This window comes from Cycloclasticus sp. P1 (assembly GCF_000299965.1).
In the GTDB taxonomy this organism is placed as follows: Bacteria; Pseudomonadota; Gammaproteobacteria; order Methylococcales; family Cycloclasticaceae; genus Cycloclasticus; species Cycloclasticus pugetii.
This window is the reverse complement of the sequence record NC_018697.1, coordinates 2,158,339-2,177,118: the sequence shown is the minus strand read 5'-3', so window position 1 is coordinate 2,177,118 and position 18,780 is coordinate 2,158,339. Positions and strand designations below refer to the sequence as shown.

Genomic DNA, 18,780 nt, shown 5'->3' with positions numbered 1-18,780 from the left:
TAACGACGACTAAAGAAATGAGCCCCCAGCCTTTAAAAAGGCTGGGGGTTTGTAAGGCTTAATTTAAAGTTGCTTAAGAACAGTATCAACATCACTGCAGGTAAAAGGGTCATCTGCGCAGTTGTCTTCTTTTCCTGGTTCACTGAATAAAGCAGTGATCTTTCCATCATCAACGATCATAGCGTAGCGCCAAGAACGCTCACCGAAGCCCAAGTTCTCTTTTTTAACCAGCATGTTCATTAAACGTGTGAATTCACCATTACCATCGGGTAGCATTTTCACGTTTTTAATACCAAGGTTTTTACTCCATTGGTACATGGTAAAGGCGTCATTCACGCTTAAGCAGTAAACTTCGTCAACACCTTTTGCTTTTAACTCTGCATACTTGGCTTCAAAGCCCGGTAGATGGGTGCTTGAACAAGTGGGTGTAAAGGCACCGGGTAATGCAAAAAGAACAATTTTTTTACCAGCAAAGATGTCATCTGTTGTGAGGTCTTGCCAGCGAAAAGGGTTGTCACCTTCAATGCTGGTATCTCTTACGCGTGTTTTGAACGTGCACTGAGGTACTAACTGTGTCATAGATATCTCCTATTGGTTTAAATGGTTGGTTTATCGCTACAAGTGATAGTTTAGTCTTGATTTTTTACCAGGCAAAATCAATTGTTATTATTAATTTAATAGGTATTATCTATAGTTGATTTTTGTTAACACAAAGGTTTTTGAGCTGTTTTATAAGCTCAGTGCGTGGGTTTGTTTGTCGGCTGACTAAATAAATAGTGCGTTTCGGTTTAGGTTCTTCAAAAGGTATGTAGCGAATATTGTCATCATTGTTTTGAATCGAAATCGTAGGCATAAACGTAATGCCTGTGCCTGCAATGACCATTTGTCTCAATGTTTCAAGGCTGGTGGCCCTTACATTTTGTTCTTCATCTATACCGCTGAGCTGGCAAAACTGTAAGGCCTGATCTCTTAGACAGTGCCCTTCGTCTAATAAGAGCAAGGGTTGATTGGTTAATTCATCCGGATTAATGATGGTTTGTTCGGCTAACGGATGGTTCGTTGCCACAGCGAGTTTAAATTCGTCATCAAATAATTTTTCTGCGATCAAGCTTTCATCATGGATAGGGCCGGCTAGTAGTGCTGCATCGATGAGCCCCGTTTTTAGTTTATGGAGCAGGATGTCAGTTTTTTCTTCTACTAAGATTAAACGCAGGTTAGGAAGCTTTTTTTTAATAAGTGGAATTAGTTTGGGAAGAATATAAGGGGCGATGGTAGGAAATGCGCCTAATGTAAAATCACCGGCGAAAGGGTCTTGTTCATGTTTTGCTAAAATGCTGATGTGTTCAGCATCTTGCAAGATACGCTTTGCCGTTTCAATAACCTGCTTGCCTATCTCGGTGACTAAAACATGTTTGTTGTTACGTTCAAAAATTTTAATATTTAATGAATTTTCGAGCTTTTTAATTTGCATGCTCAACGTGGGTTGGCTAACAAAGCATTGTTCGGCGGCCTTAACAAAGCTTTTTGTTTCTGCGACAGCAACAATGTATTTTAAATCCCGAAGGTTCATGGTTTGTATGTTTAGTGAAAGAGGCGAGTTAACAATAGATTATTGTATTTAAAGTAGAATTAAAAGCCAGGTTAAAGCAACTAATAAGCTGCCGAATAATACGGCAGCTGAAGCTATATCTTTAGCCTTTCCAGATAACTCGTGGTACTCGAGCCCGATTCTATCTACCGTTGCTTCGACTGCAGAATTTATTAATTCTATTATAAGGAGAAGTAGCAAACTACCGATAAGCAAGGCTCTTTCAGTAGGTATCTCGGTGATATAAAAGGCTAAGGGGGTGGCTAGTACAGTCAGTACTACCTCCTGTCTAAAGGCTTCTTCATGTGCCCAACATGCCTTTACTCCTGCCAGCGAGTTGCTCCAAGCTGCTTTTAGCCGTTGTATACCCTTTAAGTTTTGTCCGGCCAAGGTGGTTTCCTAAGAAAAGTTAGTATTTGACGGTTAATTTAGCGTAAGTTCTTGTTTGTGAGAGATAGAAACAAAATTAATCATTTTCTTTGGGGTGAATGGTGAACCAATCATACGTTTCCTAGCAATAAAATGTTTATTAAAGATACTTCTAGTCGGGTCATTACCTTTGAAATCTATGCCTGCCAAGTCAGCCCAGCTATAAATAAAGTCAGACGTTTGATAAGGGTGGTTTAGTGTGTTTTGAATTGAAGAGGTTGAATGCGTTTTTTTCCATTCAGGAGATAACCAGGCAATAAAAGGGACGGTATACATTGCGGGTGTTGGTTTGCCTTCATTCCTGCCACAAAATAAATCACCTTTTGTGTCGAAAACTTCTTCTCCATGATCTGAGAAATACACTAAAGAGCTGTTTGTTGAGGTGTCTTTTAGAATGTTAATTAAGCTTGAGACAACGTAGTCATTGAATAAGATAGCGTTATCATAATCATTGTATTCCTCAGCGTGTTCATCTGGCACCCACTCTGGCATACCAGCGCGACCAGTATATTGTTTGAAACTTTCTGGGTAACGATAATTGTATTTACGGTGCGTCCCAAGTAAATGTATGACAATAAATGTTGGGCCATCACTATTGCTTAAGGCTTTTTTGAAAGGCTCTAGGACGCCATCATCAAGCTGGCTAGAATTTTGAACACGGTTGTTGTTTAAATATACTTGCTCATCTGCTTGCTGGGAGAAGGTGAGTAATAAGGTGTTGCGCTTTGTTTGTGTTTGTTGGTTTGTAATCCAAAGCGATTTATAACCAGCTTGACGCATCATATTTATTAGAGTTGGCTTGGTTAAGTAAACATCAGGGTTTTTCTGGTCGGCGAACGTTAGCACTTGTTGTAAAGCTTCAATTGTAGAAGGCCTTGGGCTAATCACATCGGTATATGTCAGTAATTCGTGCTGCATATTATCTAACAGAGGAGTTGTGTGGCGAGAGTACCCATATAAACTCATTCTTTGTGAGTTAGTTGACTCTCCTATGACAAGCACCATGGTTTGCTTATTATTTGAATAAACAAGGTTACTTAGAGGCGGTATTTGAGTGCTTTCCGCCAACTGTTCATTCATTGCGTCTAACACTTTTGTGTATTTAAAATAACCAGCAATCATATTCCAAGGTGCCGCAGGCTCAATTTTATCTTGAAATGATTTAATAGAATAATCCCAGCTTTTGCCATAAACGATGAGGGGTTTTAAAAAACCACCTCCAAAGATCAGTGAAACAATACAAATAGTAATGAGCTTATTTAATCTAGGTAGATAAACGGGCGTTATTTGGCGCCATAAGTAGATACCCGTGAGAGCATGAGTGATAGCCAAGAGAATGATTTTATAATCAAGGTATGATTCTATAAATTCCTTACTTTCTGAGACATTTGATTCAAAAATGATGAAAAGTACGCTTTGAGAAAAATCTTGCCCGTAGATGTAAAAATAACTGAGGCTAACTAGAGAGGCAGGCCAAATTAATAGGCCAATAAAGGCTGACATTTTGCGCGTATATTGAGGCCAAATTAAATTGGGAACCAGCCAAATAGTCGATATAAATAAAGCTTGCCGTATGCCAACTGTATTTGACATGCCTGCAGCATAAATTAAGATTTGGCTTAACCCAGAGAAATAAAAAAAATACAGGTAAAGCTTGCCTAACGATTTCCAACTAAAGTTTGATGACATAAGGTTCCTATATCAGTAGATGCATGGTTTGCATTGTAGTGACGTAATATTAAGGAAGCCTTAAACGGGGAAATCATATTAGGGTTTTGTTTGAAAGTGTGGCGATGTCCAAATGAAATGGGTGAATGAGGGTCTCCGTCTTTATTGGGCTTGTGCTGTTATCGAAGGAAATTTTTTTTTGATAAAAAGTCAGTGCTTGTCAAGACAGCACGGTTGTTAACCAATCTTTAATGTGATGAATTTCTTGTGGGCAAACGGAGTGTTCCATCGGGTAAGCATGCCAGTCAACACAATAGCCTGACGCTTCAAGAAAGCGGCGTGATGAGTCTGCTTGTTCAATTGGTATCACAGGATCAAAGTCACCGTGCCCATAGAAAATTGGAATCTTAGCGTGACCGCTTTGTTCAGCGGTTGGCAATGTATCTTGCATAGGAATATAGGTTGAAAGAGCCATAATGCCTGCAAGCGTTTCAGGAAAGCGTAGGCCTGCGTCAAAAGCGATGACCCCACCTTGAGAAAAGCCAGCAATAACAATTTTTGAAGGCTCAATGCCTGTCGCGATTTCGTCATTGATCATGTCAGTAATGGTTTTGCTTGACGATACAATGCCAGCATTGTCGGCACGTTTCATTAAGTCCATTTCGGTAATGTCATACCAAGCGGGCATGACAGCGCCGCCGTTGATAGTTACCGCGATGGAAGGGGCATGAGGAAAGACGAATCGTATGCCTAGTTCATCTTGAATACCTAGCTCAGATACGATGGGTGCAAAATCATTGCCATTAGCGCCTAGGCCATGTAGCCAAATAACGGAACAACGAATAGGTGTGTTTGGGTTTGAGATAATGGCAGGAAGTCGGGTAGCTAGCATGGCGATAGGTTCAATTGGTTTCTAGAAAGGGTTAGAGTATGCCAAAAAATGCCAAACGTTTATACTGTCGATTACTGAAATAATTAAAGGGTACAAAATGTCGCGTTTATTAAAAATGATGCTAATTTGTGGGTTACTGGCCATGCTAGCTGCTTGTGGACAGAAAGGGCCGCTGTATATGCCGAGTAATCAAATCGCACAAGAATTAGGTTTGTAATGGATTATTTTCAGTACCAAGATAAGCAACTTTTTGCGGAAAATGTTTCGGTTCAATCAATCGTAGAGCAATTCTCTAGCCCCACCTATATTTATTCCCGGGCGACATTGGAACGCCACTGGAAGGCATTTGATCAAGCCTTTGAAGGACGTCCGCACTTAATATGTTATGCGGTTAAAGCGAACTCGAACATTGCGGTGCTAAATGTACTAGCACGCTTAGGTTCAGGGTTTGATATTGTGTCTATCGGTGAGTTAGAACGTGTGTTAACAGCGGGTGGGCAGCCTGAAAAAATTGTTTTCTCAGGGGTTGGTAAACGGCATGATGAAATACGCAGGGCGTTAGACGTTGGTATTCGTTGTTTTAATGTGGAAGTCTCTGCAGAGTTAGACCGTATCAATGAAATTGCGGGTGAGTTAGGTCATATTGCGAATATTTCTATTCGCGTTAACCCCGATGTGGATGCGCAAACGCACCCTTATATTTCTACGGGGTTAAAAGAAAATAAATTTGGCTTAGATATTGAAACAGCCTTTATGGAGTATCAACGCGCGAATGCGTTGCCGCATTTGAATATTACGGGCTTAGATTGCCATATAGGCTCGCAGTTAACGGATGTTGCGCCGTTTGTGGATGCGCTGGATCGGGTATTAAGTTTATTGGATCGGTTACAAGGTGTGGGTATTCGTATTGATCATTTGGATTTAGGTGGAGGTCTTGGTATTTGTTATCGAGACGAGCAACCACCATTGCCTGCCGACTATGTAAAAGCCTTGTACCAAAAGCTAGGCGATCTGCCCTATGAAATATTATTAGAACCAGGCCGTGCAATTGCCGGAAATGCAGGTATTTTAGTGACTAAGGTTGAATATATTAAACCGGTAGAAGGTAAGCGGTTTGCTATTGTAGATGCAGCGATGAATGACTTGATGCGCCCTGCACTATATCAAGCGTGGCAAAATATTGTGCCTGTTAATTTAACGTCAACAGCTAAAACAGCTTGTTATGATATTGTTGGTCCAGTTTGTGAAACAGGTGATTTTTTAGGAAAAGACCGTGAGCTGGCTATTGAAGAAGGCGATTTATTAGCGGTCCGTTCTGCGGGCGCTTATGGGTTCACAATGAGCTCGAATTACAATTCAAGACCAAGTGCTGCTGAGGTTATGGTGGATGGAGAGCAGATCCACTTAATTGGCGCACGACAACGGTTAGAAAGCTTATGGCAAAACGAATCACTATTACCGAATGAAACTGAGGACGCAGGTTGTTAATTAACTTTAGTAAAATGCATGGCTTAGGTAATGACTTTGTTGTTATTGATGCCATAAACCAAACGGTTCAGCTAACGGCCGAGCAAATTAAAGCCTTAGCCGATCGCCACTACGGTATTGGCTTTGACCAACTACTCTTAGTAGAACCGGCAAAAATGGGTGCGGACTTTCGTTATGTTATTTATAACGCAGATGGTAGTGAGGTTTCTCAGTGTGGTAATGGCGCACGTTGTTTTGCGCTATTCGTGACACAAAAAGGTTTAACCAATAAACGCTCAATTCGAGTGGAAACAGACGCCGGTGAGTTGGTTTTAACGGTTAATGAGGAACAGTTGGTAACGGTTGATATGGGGGTTCCAAAACTCGATCCGGCAAATGTTCCATTAATAGCGAAGCAACAACAATTACAATACAGCGTTGATGTATTGGATAGGACCGTAGCGTTTTCAGCGTTATCAATGGGTAATCCTCATGCAGTACTTCAAGTTGAAAATGTCGCGACAGCAGAGGTCGAGGCAGTGGGTGCCGCGCTGGAAAGTCATAGCCTTTTCCCAGAGCGGGCGAATATTGGTTTTAGTGAAATAACGGGGCCGGATAGCCTCGCATTACGTGTTTATGAGCGCGGCGCCGGTGAAACCTTGGCTTGTGGAAGCGGTGCTTGTGCGGCGGTTGTTGCCGCAGTTCGATTGGGTAAAGTAACCACGCCAACAACGGTTGCCCTAACCGGTGGCGAATTAACGATTGATTGGCAAGGTGAAGGGGCTCCGGTAATGATGAGCGGGCCGGCGACATTTGTTTTTGATGGTATGATTGATATATGAGTACACAAGCAACTGCAACAACAGAAGGGTTAACGGCTGAACAAGTACGTGAATACTTGTTAGCCACACCAGATTTTTTTAATCAATATCCAGAGTTACTCGACGATATTCAAGTGGTAGAGCAGCACGGTGGCGTGGTTTCTCTTACGATGCGTCAACTAGCAATTTTACGAGATAAAAACGAAAAGTCTCAAAAGCAACTTGAAGGCCTATTAGCGATTGCGCGTGAAAATGATGCCTTATTCGGGCGAATGCAGCAGTTAACAACCACATTAATTGATGCTCGTTGTGTGGAAGATGTATTCGCAACACTTGATGACACCCTGCGAGAATGTTTCGGTGCAGAGTTTTTTGCTATTCGCTTAGTAGACGAAAATAGCGACAGTGTCTTCCCCATCAGTGATGTTCTCTGGCAAAAAGATAATCCTCAGTTAGAGCATTTTAAACGCTTGCTTGAGTCACAGAAGATTAAGTGTGGCTTGCCGACACACGCACAGGCGAAGGCATTATTTAATCAACAAGCGGATGAGGTTAAGTCTGCTGCGCTGATCCCACTCAAGGTCGCCCAACAAGATGGCATATTGGCCATAGGCAGTAAGGATTCAGACCGTTTTCACACAACCATGGGTACCTTGTTTTTAGAGCACCTTGGGGAGCTGGTTGCCAAACGGCTTAACTCACTGCAAGAGATAAAAGAGTAACGATGGAACCAGCGGCTGTTGAGGCACGTCAGCAGTTTTTAGATGCATTAAACGTTGAGCGTAGATTCTCTTTAAATACGTTACAAGCCTATGCGCGTGACTTATCTCAATTAGTTAATTATTGTGATGAGAATGAGCTCGTTTCATGGTCGCAACTTGATCCACACCATGTTCGGCGTTTTGTCGCACAGCGACACCGAAAAGGCTTGAGTGCTCGAAGTTTGCAGCGCGAATTATCGGCCTGTCGGAGCTTTTTTAGTTATCTCATTAAAACCAATGTGCTGTTGAATAACCCTGCGTCTGGTATTCGAGCGCCGAAATCAGCGAAAACCTTACCTAAGGTGTTGGATGTCGACCAGATTAATAGTCTGTTAGAGGCGGTCCCCAATGATGACCTGGAAATTCGTGATGTAGCGATGTGGGAACTGCTTTACTCGTCGGGTCTACGGGTCAGTGAATTAGCGAATATAGATTTAATGGACTTGGACTTAAGTAGCCGAACGGTTCATGTTGTCAACGGAAAAGGAGGTAAGTCCCGCTTATTACCGTTGGGCCGGAAGGCTGTCAACGCTATTCGTAAATGGTTAGCAGTGCGGATGGATAAGGTTAAAACGGGTGAAATGGCGTTGTTTGTCGGAAAGACAGGTTTGCGCTTAAGTACAAGAAGTATTCAGTCGCGTTTAGAGCGATGGCGAAAACGCCAAGGCTTGCAAGGGCGCTTGCACCCACATATGTTACGACACTCATTTGCGAGTCATATGTTGGAGTCAAGCCAAGACCTTCGAGCGGTGCAAGAATTATTAGGTCACAGTAATATTAGTACCACGCAAGTATACACCCACTTAGATTTTCAACACCTAGCGTCGGTTTACGATAAAGCGCACCCAAGAGCTAAGCCGAAAAAGAAATAAGTTTTGGTTTAGTCTGGCTTTGGCAATTTACCATCCGAGGGTGTCTCTAAGATATCATTGTTAGAGGGGCCAAATAGCTTGCCTAAAAATGTAAATACGCGTTTTATTGCGCGCCATAATTTTGGTAGTGCCCAAATCATCAAGAGGATAAATAAAACTAAACCGACCATAAAAAAGGTCGGATGTTGGATGGATGCCCAAACACCTGCAAAAACGGCGATATCTTCCATAATAGAGGCGGTCCAGTTGGTGAACGGTTCGGGTGATGTGTTTATTAACGCACGGCTACCTGTTTTTGTAGCATGCGTCGCACCAGCTAAGCTTCCACCAACGATGGCTGCTGCAATTTCAGCGGCAGGGCCAATGTCACCAATAGCACCAGCAGCTAGCAGAGCGCCAGCAGGAATTCTCACGAAAGTATGGATGGTATCCCAGCCGGTATCTACGCCGGGCACCTTATCGGCAAAAAACTCAACTGCATACATTAATCCAGCAGCGGTCATTACTAGCGGGTCCGCTACAATCAATAAATCAGGCGGCAAATCAATATGACCAGTATGCGCTAAGTAACCAAGGGTTAAGAGTGTAGCGTATAAATTGATACCGCTCCCCCACGCTGCGCCCATGCTCAAGGCCAGTGTTTGAGAAATTTGGTTTAATTCATCCACAATAATCACTCCCTGTTTTACACATTGGGTAAGAATATCATAAGAACTATGAATACTAGCTAAACAAATAGGGATGCACGCTAAGGCATGATTATTGTGTAAAATAAAGGGTCAATAGTTTAAATGAGAGATTATCGTGGATTTTAGAGGAACAACAATCGTCTCTGTGCGACGAGGTGATAGTGTCGTAATAGGTGGTGATGGGCAAGTCACCTTGGGCAATACGATTATGAAAGGAAATGCTCGAAAAGTTCGTAAACTTGCAAGTGGGGATGTTATTGCTGGCTTCGCGGGTGCAACAGCCGATGCATTCACCTTGTTTGAGCGTTTTGAAGGCATGCTTGAAAAGCATCATGGTAATTTAACCCGCGCGGCGGTTGAAATGGCTAAAGATTGGCGAACAGACCGGATGCTGCGTAAGTTGGAAGCGCTACTGGCAATTGCAGACAGTAAAGACTCGCTGATTATTTCGGGTAATGGTGATGTGATTCAACCGGAGCAAGATCTTATTGCCATCGGTTCAGGTGGCCCCTTTGCACAATCAGCAGCCAAAGCGTTATTAGAAAATACAGAATTGAGTGCCCGTGAGATTGTAGAAAAATCACTCAATATTGCCGGCGATATCTGCATTTATACTAATCATAACCAAACGATAGAAGAATTAACGTCCGAGGGAAAGAAGTAATATGAGCCAAATGACACCAAAAGAAATTGTGCATGAACTTGATAAGCATATTGTAGGGCAGAATGCGGCAAAACGAGCCGTGGCTATTGCCTTAAGAAACCGGTGGAGACGCTCACAAGTACCCGAGAATCTACGCAGTGAAATTACGCCCAAGAACATTTTAATGATTGGTCCAACAGGCGTTGGTAAAACAGAAATAGCGCGGCGTTTAGCAACCTTAGCCAAAGCGCCATTTATAAAAATTGAAGCAACTAAATTTACCGAGGTGGGTTATGTCGGTAGAGATGTTGATTCTATTATACGTGATCTTGCTGACATTGCCGTTAAAATGACCCGTGAAGTCGAGATGGGAAAAGTCAAACGTAGAGCGGAAGATGCAGCCGAGGACAGAGTGCTAGACCTTTTATTGCCGCGTGCTGAAAGCGTAGATACAAGCGATACAACGGGTGATGCAACACGACAAAAATTTCGTAAAAAGCTGCGTGAAGGTGAATTAGACGATAAGGAAATTGAAGTCGAGATAAGTGCGCCTAGCGTGGGTGTGGAAATTATGGCACCTCCTGGTATGGAAGAAATGACCAACCAGTTGCAAGGGATGTTTCAAAACATGTCGGGTGATAAAAAGAAGAAACGTAAAATGTCCATTAAGCATGCTTTGGTGGCGATGGTCGAGGAAGAAGCGGCAAAACTGGTTAATGACGATGAGCTAAAGCACAAGGCAATAGAAAACCTAGAGCAAACGGGGATTGTATTTTTAGATGAGCTGGATAAAGTGTGTAAACGAGGTGATAGTGGCGGTGCCGATGTTTCTCGTGATGGCGTTCAGCGTGATTTGTTACCCTTAGTTGAAGGGAGTACCGTTACGACTAAGTATGGCCCTGTTAAAACAGACCACATTTTATTTATTGCCTCAGGTGCGTTTCACGTGTCGAAGCCTTCAGATCTTATTCCCGAGTTACAAGGCCGATTCCCTATTCGAGTCGAGCTAGATGCGTTGGTAGCAGCGGATTTTGTGCGTATTTTGACAGAACCAAATGCTTCGTTAACAGAGCAATATTCAGCCCTATTGGCAACTGAAGAAGTTAATTTGCAGTTCACAGAAGATGGGGTGGCACGGATTGCAGAAATGGCCTGGCAAGTGAATGAAGGCACTGAAAATATCGGTGCTCGTCGTCTGCATACAATTTTGGAGCGTTTATTGGATGAGATTTCATTCCGCGCACCGGCAGGCTCACCGATAGATGAAGTGATCGACGCGGCGTATGTAGACGAGCACTTAGGTGAGCTTGCTTCAGATGAAGATCTTTCGCGTTATATTTTGTAGGTAAAACATGGTAGCGATAACAGATTTGGTGCTAGACCAAAAAAACAGGGAACTGTCATTGAGTTTTGATGATGGTAGAACAATAAAATTGAGTTGCGAATACTTACGCGTATTTTCACCCTCAGCAGAAGTACGTGGGCATGGCCCTGGGCAAGAAGTGTTACAAGTTGGCAAAGAATCGGTCAATATTGTTGCGATAGAGCCAGTGGGTAATTATGCCGTTCGCCTTGTATTCAGTGATGAGCATGATACAGGCTTGTATTCATGGCCATTTCTTATTGAATTGGCAGAGAATAAAGAAGAAAACTGGCAGGATTATTTGAACAGGCTTGAAGCAGCCGGCCATCAACGTCAGACATCATAAATCAGCGCGGTTATAAGGGTTTTACTATGGTAGATAAAACGACAACTCATTTTGGTTTTAAAGATGTTCCCGTTGCAGAAAAAGTAACTAAGGTTCGAGAAGTTTTTGACTCGGTTGCACCGTCGTACGACATTATGAATGATTTAATGTCGATGGGTGTTCACCGGTTGTGGAAACGCTTCACCGTAGAGATCGCGAACGTAAAGCCGGGGCATGTGGTGCTTGATCTGGCCGGAGGAACAGGAGACCTGTCAGCACTGTTTGCTAAACGAGTTGGAAAAACCGGCAAAGTTGTTTTAGCAGATATAAATGAAGCAATGCTACGGGTAGGCCGTGATCGAATGATCGATAAAGGTCATATTTCAAACATTACCTACAATTTGGCAAATGCTGAGTGTTTGCCCTATGCCTCTAATCAGTTTGATCGAGTTTGTATCGGTTTTGGACTAAGAAATGTTACAGATAAAGAGGCCGCATTGCGTTCGATGTTTGATGTACTTAAACCGGGTGGTCGCTTATTGATTTTAGAGTTTTCAAAACCAACCAACCCACTTTTAGACAAGATTTACGATGCGTATTCATTCAAATTATTGCCTAAAATTGGTGAATTAGTTGCGAAAGATGGTGATAGCTACCAGTACCTCGCTGAATCAATTCGTATGCACCCAGATCAATCCACGTTGAAAGGTATGATGGAAGAAGCCGGCTTTGAGCGTTGCCAAGTGAACAACTTAACGGGTGGTATTGTGGCAGTTCATACGGGATATAAGCTGTAGCTGTTGTGTCATTGGTCAGCCCTTTTTTGAAACCATTGCAAATAGCGGTGAACCGTTATTTGGATTACGACCCAGAGGTTCCTAAGCAGCTAGCTAGGATGGAAGGTCGAGTTATTGAATTACATTTTCAGCAACTAGAGTTAAGCCTTTATATGATTATCAGCGCAGATGGGCTTGATATTCGAGAGGTCTTTGAGGGCAAAGCTGATGCCACTATTTCAGGCACACCATTAGCATTGGCGATGATGAATATACAGTCATCAACCTCTAGCTTATTGTCGGGCGATGTGGTGATAGAGGGCGATACTGAGTTGGCTGCTCAATTCCAAACATTTCTTAAGGCGATAGAGGTTGACTGGGAAGAGCCATTATCGAAGATAACAGGTGATGTATTGGCTCATCAATTTGGAAACCTCGTTCGTGATGTATCGGGTTGGGTTCGAGAAACAACGAAGACAACTGCCATTAATGCATCAGAGTATGTTCGAGAAGAACAAAATATATTGCCCTCTAAATTTGAAGTGAATAAATTTAAAGTGGGTGTGGATGACTTACGGTTATCTGTTGAGCGGCTAGAGGCAAAAGTCCAACGCTTGATGGCGGCGAAGCTTAACCTAGAAAACGACTGAAAAAGGAAGTAACGTGATAAACCCAACAACGGCCTTTCGGCTCATTCGAATTCAGCGTGTGTTGTTGCGTTATGGTCTCGATGAGTTTGTATTTAATTTACATTTATTTAGGCCGTTACGTTATTTAACCTATTTATCCCCTAGCTATTTTTTAGGTAAACGAAAGGGTTCACGTGGTGAACGTCTTCGTAAGGCACTAGAAGATTTGGGGCCTATTTTTGTGAAGTTTGGCCAAATTTTATCAACACGGCAAGATTTATTGCCACCTGATATTGGCGAAGAGCTGTCGCGCTTACAAGATAATGTTCCACCCTTTGCTGATGATTTAGCGCGCCAGATTATCGAAAGCTCGTTAGAGGTTCCGATAGAAGAGGTGTTTTCGACTTTCTCACCTAGTCCCTTGGCATCAGCCTCTGTGGCGCAAGTGCATACAGCAACATTGCATACCGGCGAAGATGTTGTTGTCAAAGTGCTTCGTCCGGGAATTGAAAAAATTATTAATTCAGATGTGGGTCTGTTATATACCCTAGCGGAACTTGCTAATAAATACTGGGGTGAGGCCAAACGGTTAAAACCCTTAGATGTGGTTAAAGAGTTTGACCATACCATTCATGATGAGTTGGATCTTGTTCGAGAAGCCGCGAATGCCTCGCAGTTACGACGAAACTTTGAGAATTCAGAGCACCTTTATGTGCCCGATGTGTACTGGGATTATACGCGCCAAAATGTGATGGTGATGGAGCGAATCTATGGCACACCAATAGGCAAAATAGATCAATTGCGTGAAAAAGGTGTTGACTTAAAGTTACTTGCCGAACGGGGCGTGGAAATATTTTTCGCACAAGTATTTCGGGATAATTTTTTTCATGCCGATATGCATCCGGGTAATATTTTCGCCTCTGATGATGCAAAATACCTTGCGGTGGATTTCGGTATTATGGGAAGCGTGACGCTTGAAGACCAGCGCTATTTAGCAGAAAATTTCCTAGCCTTTTTTCAGCGTGACTACCTCCGTGTGGCGCAATTGCATATTGAATCGGGCTGGGTGCCTAAAGAAACCCGTGTTGATGAGTTTGAAAGCGCGATTCGTGCAGTGTGTGAGCCGATATTCGAAAAGCCGTTAAAAGAAATTTCGTACGGTCATTTGCTCTTACGCCTTTTTCAAACGGCGCGTCGTTTCGATATGGAAGTGCAGCCACAACTAGTCTTGTTACAAAAAACTTTATTGAATATTGAAGGCTTAGGTCGACAGCTTTATCCAGATTTGGATTTATGGCAAACCGCTAAACCGTATTTAGAGGAATGGTATAAAAATAAAGTAGGGCCAAAAGCGACCTTCAATAAGCTAAAAGAACACCTGCCGATGATGGGGGAAAAATTACCAGAGTTGCCAGAGATGATGTACCAAGTACTCAGTGATGCTTCAAAAGGTGAGCTTGAGGTTAAGTGGAGATCAGCGCAACTAGAAGAAATAAAGCAGCAAATGGCTAAAAATCACCGTAAGAGTATTATGGCAATTTGTGGTGGGAGCTTACTGATTTCAGCTGCGGTTATTTTAGGCTTAGATGGTTTTTCGCCGTTAATGCTGGGTGATGCGCCGTTAACTACTTGGGTTTTGGGTGTGCTGGGTGGAATATTACTGTTTAACGCATTAGACTAAACTTTCACGTTATTTTTACTCAAGGCGCTTAAGTTGGCGAAAAGAGGTTTTAGTGACGAGAGGTTCTGAGCATTTAGCGGCTACTAATAATTCTGTATCAATCATTGGTATAGATTGCGCGACGCAATCAAATAAAGTGGGTCTTGCGTTAGGCTCTGTTTCGAACGGCATATTAAGCATAGAGAAGGCTAGAAAGGTAGCTAAAAACGAATCTGTTGCTAATGTCGTGTCCAATTGGATAAAAGAACAAGGCAATGTTAAGACCTTAATAGCATTTGATTCCCCCTTAGGCTGGCCAGTAAAACTGGGCGAAGAGTTAATCGGCCATATGGCGGGGGCTTCGCTGAGTACCGATGCCCACCAGATGTTTCGCCGCAGAACAGACTTTTTTATAAAAGAAAAAGCAGGGAAGCAATCTTTAGATGTGGGTGCTGACCGTATTGCTAGAACAGCGCATGCTGCCTTGATGTTAATAGATGAGTTAACGGATCAGTTAGGGACGACAATCCCTTTGGCTTGGTCCGCTGAACTAGTTGACCCTATTAGTGCGATAGAGGTTTACCCTGCGGTAACTCTGAAATCTTGCCAGCTTCTTCCGGCAACAAGTTATAAGAAAGAAATCAGCAAAGAACGAAGCTGGATTTTTGATGGTCTTAGTCAGTTAATGAACGTATCAGAAATGGATAAAGAATTAGTTATCGCCGATGATGATATTTTGGATGCAGTGGTTTGTGTGCTAGCAGGTTATCACTTTATTCGTGCTGAAAGTGAGGGGCCGCGAACCAAGCAGGAACGAGCATTAGCAGAAAAAGAAGGCTGGATTTGGGCGAGAATGCCTCGGTGAGTTTGCTGATACTCAAGCACCAATTAAAGTGATAACAGTATTTTCAATAAGACAGTGTTGGTATCGGTTGTTGAGAACTTTTGAGGAGGCATAAATGCCAACAGATAAGTTGAGTAAAACAGTGGATCAGGTTGTTAGTAATGCTCGAAAAGATCGTGAGCAACGAGATACTGGTTACCGTGCGAAAGCGTTAAAAATGTACCCTTGGATTTGTGGTCGTTGCGCAAGAGAGTTTTCTCAACAGACGCTGCATGAGTTGACGGTACACCATCGAGATCACGATCATGATAATAACCCTGAGGACGGGAGTAATTGGGAGTTGTTATGCGTTTACTGCCATGACAATGAGCATTCAAGGCAACTTGATCATCAATATGGCTCATTAACTGAAGATAAAACTAAAGAAGAGTTAAGGCAACACCCCTTTGCAGGGCTGGCAGACTTATTAAATAAATAACCCCTCCCAACGCTATTATTACTTTATGCTAATGAATCAATAATAAGAAAATAAGGAGAGAGAATGTCTGAGGTTAATAAAAAAATTGTTAGGGAGTTTTTTGCAGCGATGGACAGCAAACGCTTTGATGATATGAGAGATTTACTGCACCCAGATCATTTGTTCCACTTGCCGATGGCAAAAGAACCGTTGGATAAAGATGCACATATGATTATGAATATGAAGCTGCAAGAGTCAATGACAGATTTTGATCGACACTTTTATGATCAAATTGCTGAAGGTGACAAGGTGGTTAGCAGAATGAAACTACGCATGAAACATGTTGGCGAGTTTAATGGTGTTGCACCGACGAATGAATATGTTGACCTAGACGCTATTCATATTATGCGAATAAAAGATGGGTTGAATATTGAAGAGTGGGATGCAGTCGATTTTGTGCCTTTTCTTAAAGCATTGGGCTTTATTCCAAAAGACTCGAAAGGCCCTTGGGATTAAAGAGTAAGAGTTCACATATGATGTAATGGAGATAGCTCGGTTGCAGTGCTTAATGAGCTGGTCTAAGAAACGCCTATTGTTTTAAAATAACAATAGGCGTTTTTTTATTTAGGTGAATTAGAAGAAGAAGTTAAGGTTACTATCTGGGACGACAGTGTGATTAAACAACATGCTTCTTTTAGCCAGCTTGAGGCTATTGTCTTCAAGGCGCCAAATATCATCGCGCGATACCACCATGCGCTTTTCTACGCCATCGAGTCGGCTTCTAAGAACGGTAACAACAGAGAGAACGTTCCATTCACCCTCAACCTCTGTAGGGAACACCTCTATATTAGACACTGCGTGGTTTATCATGTTTTGAGGGTTCTCAGACCAAACGAGATTCGTCGCAAAGCGAGCAATACGTAGCTCTAATTGTTTTTTATAGTCATTAAAAATATTTGCGTCGAGAGGTTTGATGGCCTGCTTTTTTTCTTCACGTAAATAGCGAGCGGGTACGGGCATATAGTAATAAATATCGTCCGTTAGCATCGCTAGCCATTGGTCATACTCTTCATGGTCAAGTAGACGCGCTTCTTTATACAGAAGTGTTTGGAAGGTTTGGTAGGTGTCCGCATCAACAGCATTTTTAAAAGGAGATGGTTGACTCATTAGTTTTGTCCTCTTGTTGCATTTGCTTCTTCTAGGCTGTTGTAGTTTGGAACGGCGCTCCAATCTTTTGCTGCCATCATTTCTTGCCAGCGACGGTAGAAATATCGTTGGTTTTGTTCACCCACAAGGCCGTCACTAACGACGCCAGGCATTTCAGGGTGTGAGTACTCTTTGCCTAAGCCCATATTGGTGTATACATCTTTTTGGCGGGTTTGTAGGCCTCTGTTTTGTGAAGTACAGGCGGCAAAGTTTTCACCGTCATCGTTATCAAACATGCCGGCGGCGCCAAATGTTCGGCAAACATTGTCGAGCACAGTTTGTTTTAACTCGTCTGACATCTCTTTATCAACCATCGCCCACGTCCACATTTCCATTTTTCCTGGGCCTTTTGGGTGATAAACACGGAACCAATTAAGCCCCGGTAACATTTGCACATTGGGGAAAATAGTCATGTTGATTTGCGAGCCCCAAAATTGCTTACCACGCGTTTCGCCAAGGCGTGAAATAACAGTCTCTCGGTTTTCTTCAAGGTAGCTAACAGGTAGGCTTGGATCAGGGTAGAACGCATAACCTGATTGCCCATCAAGAGATGAAATAATCGAGTGACCATTCATGCCACCACCAGCCATAGCAGTTGAACTATCTACTTTAGTATTGCCTAGAGAAAGGCTTTCAATGTCCATTGAGGTAGCAACAGTCATAACACCTGCATGAGCCCAGCCAATATGATAGCCATCGCCGCAGGCGTTTTCGACAGGCAGTTTCCAGTTGACAGGGTATTCAACTTTTTGCGTTGAGCCGATTAACTCGGTGCCTTCTGGCATCGCGTCGAGCCAAACATCTAAGTACCATTTCATATCACCCAAATAATCATCCAAAGTCGGTGATTCTGGATCAAAGTTACCAAAAATTAATCCTTTATAGCTATCTACCTTGCAAACAGGGTGTAAGCCAAATTTGGATTTATCGAGTTCATTGTAATAAGCATCCTCTTCCAGCGGGACAGATTGAAGCGTGCCATCTGCGGCAAAGCTCCACCCATGGTAGCTACAAGTAAACTGCTTGGCATTGCCTTTATCTGCCTTACAAACACGGTTGCCGCGATGGGTGCAGGTGTTAAGGAAGGCTTTGACTGATTGGTCTTTTTGGCGAATAACGAGGACCTCATCTTCACCCATAAAGGTCCTAAAATAGTCACCTGGATCAGGTATTTGGCTTTCGTGCGCTAAAAATAACCAGCATTTGCCAAAGATTCTTTCTTGTTCTTGCTCATAGATGTCTTGTTCATGAAAAATAGATCTACTTTGTCGACCAGTTGTATTGTCGACCAGTTGGCTAACGTCCACTTTACCCATAATGTTCCCCTTATGTGTTGAATTTGAGAAGGATGATTAATAACTATCCATCTAGTATATATTTATCGTTCAATGCTTGTCTAACGCTTGGTTGGTAAAAACGATGAGGTTGGGCAAAAGATTGATCCAAGGCATTTTTCCTAAAAAGAGTAATCGATAACTTAATTTAAGCTGCCATAATATTAAGGTGATGGCTGTGATACCAAAAAAAATACTAAAACCCAAACGCCCAGAAAATGATGATTGTTGTGGTGGAGGGAGCTGTTGCCCGTGCGTTTGGGAGGACTACTTTAATCAACTGGATCTATGGAATGAGCAGCAAGTTAAGGAAAAACTTGATAATACGTTAGATAAGACAGACTGACTAACGCTAT

23 protein-coding genes are annotated in these 18,780 nt (G+C 42.6%); 15 read left to right on the top strand and 8 right to left on the bottom strand.

The features are described from left to right. Positions 1-63: 63 nt before the first annotated feature. From Q91_RS10495 to Q91_RS10475, 5 genes are all read right to left on the bottom strand, one after another. Positions 64-579 carry a peroxiredoxin gene (locus Q91_RS10495; RefSeq protein WP_015006879.1) on the bottom strand — a complete coding sequence of 172 codons (516 nt, stop codon included), beginning with the start codon at positions 577-579 and terminating at the stop codon, positions 64-66. 109 nt (positions 580-688) lie between these two features. Further along, on the bottom strand, positions 689-1,570 hold the full coding sequence (locus Q91_RS10490; protein WP_015006878.1) for a LysR substrate-binding domain-containing protein: 882 nt from the start codon (positions 1,568-1,570) through the stop codon (positions 689-691). Between the two features lie 48 nt (positions 1,571-1,618). Continuing rightward, positions 1,619-1,978 carry a diacylglycerol kinase gene (locus Q91_RS10485; protein ID WP_015006877.1) on the bottom strand — a complete coding sequence of 120 codons (360 nt, stop codon included), beginning with the start codon at positions 1,976-1,978 and terminating at the stop codon, positions 1,619-1,621. A 33-nt stretch (positions 1,979-2,011) separates the two neighbouring features. Beyond that, entirely contained in the window at positions 2,012-3,706 is a 1,695-nt protein-coding gene (gene cptA / locus Q91_RS10480; RefSeq protein ID WP_015006876.1) for a phosphoethanolamine transferase CptA, read from the bottom strand. A 199-nt stretch (positions 3,707-3,905) separates the two neighbouring features. Continuing rightward, positions 3,906-4,577, bottom strand: a complete 672-nt coding sequence (locus Q91_RS10475) for an alpha/beta hydrolase (protein ID WP_015006875.1) — start codon at positions 4,575-4,577, stop codon at positions 3,906-3,908. Between the two features lie 97 nt (positions 4,578-4,674). Here Q91_RS10475 and Q91_RS11535 point away from each other — a divergent pair, with 97 nt between their 5' ends. From Q91_RS11535 to xerC, 5 genes are read left to right on the top strand one after another with little or no spacing between them, the layout of a single operon-like run. Then, positions 4,675-4,794 carry a lipoprotein gene (locus tag Q91_RS11535; protein ID WP_015006874.1) on the top strand — a complete coding sequence of 40 codons (120 nt, stop codon included), beginning with the start codon at positions 4,675-4,677 and terminating at the stop codon, positions 4,792-4,794. Further along, positions 4,794-6,065 (top strand): diaminopimelate decarboxylase, encoded by a 1,272-nt coding sequence (gene lysA, locus Q91_RS10470; RefSeq protein ID WP_015006873.1) that lies wholly within the window; start codon positions 4,794-4,796, stop codon positions 6,063-6,065. The genes Q91_RS11535 and lysA overlap by 1 nt, the downstream gene beginning before the upstream one ends. Then, positions 6,059-6,886, top strand: a complete 828-nt coding sequence (gene dapF, locus Q91_RS10465) for a diaminopimelate epimerase (RefSeq protein WP_015006872.1) — start codon at positions 6,059-6,061, stop codon at positions 6,884-6,886. The genes lysA and dapF overlap by 7 nt, the downstream gene beginning before the upstream one ends. Then, entirely contained in the window at positions 6,883-7,587 is a 705-nt protein-coding gene (locus Q91_RS10460) for a DUF484 family protein (RefSeq protein WP_015006871.1), read from the top strand. The genes dapF and Q91_RS10460 overlap by 4 nt, the downstream gene beginning before the upstream one ends. A 2-nt stretch (positions 7,588-7,589) precedes the next feature. Beyond that, positions 7,590-8,498 carry a tyrosine recombinase XerC gene (gene xerC / locus Q91_RS10455; protein WP_015006870.1) on the top strand — a complete coding sequence of 303 codons (909 nt, stop codon included), beginning with the start codon at positions 7,590-7,592 and terminating at the stop codon, positions 8,496-8,498. An 8-nt stretch (positions 8,499-8,506) separates the two neighbouring features. On the opposite strand, the gene Q91_RS10450 is transcribed toward xerC, so the two are convergent. Then, positions 8,507-9,166, bottom strand: a complete 660-nt coding sequence (locus Q91_RS10450) for a DUF4126 domain-containing protein (RefSeq protein WP_015006869.1) — start codon at positions 9,164-9,166, stop codon at positions 8,507-8,509. 133 nt (positions 9,167-9,299) lie between these two features. Between Q91_RS10450 and hslV the strand changes: the two genes are divergently transcribed. The 9 genes from hslV (at position 9,300) to Q91_RS10405 (ending at position 16,400) form a co-directional block, all read left to right on the top strand. Continuing rightward, the gene (gene hslV, locus Q91_RS10445; RefSeq protein WP_035851044.1) at positions 9,300-9,851 is read left to right on the top strand and encodes an ATP-dependent protease subunit HslV; all 552 of its coding nucleotides are present in this window, start codon (positions 9,300-9,302) and stop codon (positions 9,849-9,851) included. A gap of 1 nt (position 9,852) precedes the next feature. After that, positions 9,853-11,175 (top strand): ATP-dependent protease ATPase subunit HslU, encoded by a 1,323-nt coding sequence (gene hslU / locus Q91_RS10440; protein ID WP_015006867.1) that lies wholly within the window; start codon positions 9,853-9,855, stop codon positions 11,173-11,175. A 7-nt stretch (positions 11,176-11,182) separates the two neighbouring features. Beyond that, the gene (locus Q91_RS10435) at positions 11,183-11,539 is read left to right on the top strand and encodes a gamma-butyrobetaine hydroxylase-like domain-containing protein (RefSeq protein ID WP_015006866.1); all 357 of its coding nucleotides are present in this window, start codon (positions 11,183-11,185) and stop codon (positions 11,537-11,539) included. A gap of 26 nt (positions 11,540-11,565) precedes the next feature. Further along, a complete protein-coding gene (gene ubiE, locus Q91_RS10430) occupies positions 11,566-12,315 on the top strand; it encodes a bifunctional demethylmenaquinone methyltransferase/2-methoxy-6-polyprenyl-1,4-benzoquinol methylase UbiE (protein ID WP_015006865.1) in 750 nt (249 codons plus the stop codon). Positions 12,316-12,320: 5 nt separating this feature from the next. Beyond that, positions 12,321-12,944: an SCP2 domain-containing protein gene (locus Q91_RS10425; RefSeq protein ID WP_015006864.1), complete on the top strand. Its 624-nt coding sequence runs from the start codon at positions 12,321-12,323 to the stop codon at positions 12,942-12,944. Positions 12,945-12,957: 13 nt separating this feature from the next. Continuing rightward, positions 12,958-14,604 carry a ubiquinone biosynthesis regulatory protein kinase UbiB gene (gene ubiB / locus Q91_RS10420; RefSeq protein ID WP_015006863.1) on the top strand — a complete coding sequence of 549 codons (1,647 nt, stop codon included), beginning with the start codon at positions 12,958-12,960 and terminating at the stop codon, positions 14,602-14,604. A 52-nt stretch (positions 14,605-14,656) separates the two neighbouring features. Next, complete coding sequence (locus Q91_RS10415; protein WP_015006862.1) at positions 14,657-15,448, top strand: DUF429 domain-containing protein; 792 nt, start codon at positions 14,657-14,659, stop codon at positions 15,446-15,448. Between the two features lie 94 nt (positions 15,449-15,542). After that, positions 15,543-15,905: a YajD family HNH nuclease gene (locus Q91_RS10410; protein WP_015006861.1), complete on the top strand. Its 363-nt coding sequence runs from the start codon at positions 15,543-15,545 to the stop codon at positions 15,903-15,905. Between the two features lie 63 nt (positions 15,906-15,968). Then, positions 15,969-16,400 carry an ester cyclase gene (locus tag Q91_RS10405; RefSeq protein ID WP_015006860.1) on the top strand — a complete coding sequence of 144 codons (432 nt, stop codon included), beginning with the start codon at positions 15,969-15,971 and terminating at the stop codon, positions 16,398-16,400. 117 nt (positions 16,401-16,517) lie between these two features. On the opposite strand, the gene Q91_RS10400 is transcribed toward Q91_RS10405, so the two are convergent. Further along, positions 16,518-17,051, bottom strand: a complete 534-nt coding sequence (locus tag Q91_RS10400) for a 3-phenylpropionate/cinnamic acid dioxygenase subunit beta (RefSeq protein WP_015006859.1) — start codon at positions 17,049-17,051, stop codon at positions 16,518-16,520. After that, on the bottom strand, positions 17,051-18,406 hold the full coding sequence (locus Q91_RS10395) for an aromatic ring-hydroxylating dioxygenase subunit alpha (protein ID WP_015006858.1): 1,356 nt from the start codon (positions 18,404-18,406) through the stop codon (positions 17,051-17,053). Before Q91_RS10395 ends, Q91_RS10400 begins: the two co-directional genes overlap by 1 nt. A 196-nt stretch (positions 18,407-18,602) precedes the next feature. Between Q91_RS10395 and Q91_RS11530 the strand changes: the two genes are divergently transcribed. Next, the gene (locus Q91_RS11530; protein ID WP_015006857.1) at positions 18,603-18,770 is read left to right on the top strand and encodes an oxidoreductase-like domain-containing protein; all 168 of its coding nucleotides are present in this window, start codon (positions 18,603-18,605) and stop codon (positions 18,768-18,770) included. Positions 18,771-18,780: the final 10 nt, after the last annotated feature.

Excerpts from the sequence above, each read along its gene's own strand:
- xerC (WP_015006870.1), top strand. The coding sequence starts at position 7,590 with ATGGAACCAGCGGCTGTTGAGGCACGTCAGCAGTTTTTAGATGCATTA.
- Q91_RS10410 (WP_015006861.1), top strand. The coding sequence starts at position 15,543 with ATGCCAACAGATAAGTTGAGTAAAACAGTGGATCAGGTTGTTAGTAAT.
- lysA (WP_015006873.1), top strand. The coding sequence starts at position 4,794 with ATGGATTATTTTCAGTACCAAGATAAGCAACTTTTTGCGGAAAATGTT.
- Q91_RS10435 (WP_015006866.1), top strand. The coding sequence starts at position 11,183 with ATGGTAGCGATAACAGATTTGGTGCTAGACCAAAAAAACAGGGAACTG.
- Q91_RS10405 (WP_015006860.1), top strand. The coding sequence starts at position 15,969 with ATGTCTGAGGTTAATAAAAAAATTGTTAGGGAGTTTTTTGCAGCGATG.
- hslU (WP_015006867.1), top strand. The coding sequence starts at position 9,853 with ATGAGCCAAATGACACCAAAAGAAATTGTGCATGAACTTGATAAGCAT.
- Q91_RS10475 (WP_015006875.1), bottom strand. The coding sequence starts at position 4,577 with ATGCTAGCTACCCGACTTCCTGCCATTATCTCAAACCCAAACACACCT.
- ubiE (WP_015006865.1), top strand. The coding sequence starts at position 11,566 with ATGGTAGATAAAACGACAACTCATTTTGGTTTTAAAGATGTTCCCGTT.
- Q91_RS10490 (WP_015006878.1), bottom strand. The coding sequence starts at position 1,570 with ATGAACCTTCGGGATTTAAAATACATTGTTGCTGTCGCAGAAACAAAA.
- Q91_RS11535 (WP_015006874.1), top strand. The coding sequence starts at position 4,675 with ATGTCGCGTTTATTAAAAATGATGCTAATTTGTGGGTTACTGGCCATG.
- Q91_RS10460 (WP_015006871.1), top strand. The coding sequence starts at position 6,883 with ATGAGTACACAAGCAACTGCAACAACAGAAGGGTTAACGGCTGAACAA.
- Q91_RS10395 (WP_015006858.1), bottom strand. The coding sequence starts at position 18,406 with ATGGGTAAAGTGGACGTTAGCCAACTGGTCGACAATACAACTGGTCGA.
- cptA (WP_015006876.1), bottom strand. The coding sequence starts at position 3,706 with ATGTCATCAAACTTTAGTTGGAAATCGTTAGGCAAGCTTTACCTGTAT.
- Q91_RS10495 (WP_015006879.1), bottom strand. The coding sequence starts at position 579 with ATGACACAGTTAGTACCTCAGTGCACGTTCAAAACACGCGTAAGAGAT.
- Q91_RS10400 (WP_015006859.1), bottom strand. The coding sequence starts at position 17,051 with ATGAGTCAACCATCTCCTTTTAAAAATGCTGTTGATGCGGACACCTAC.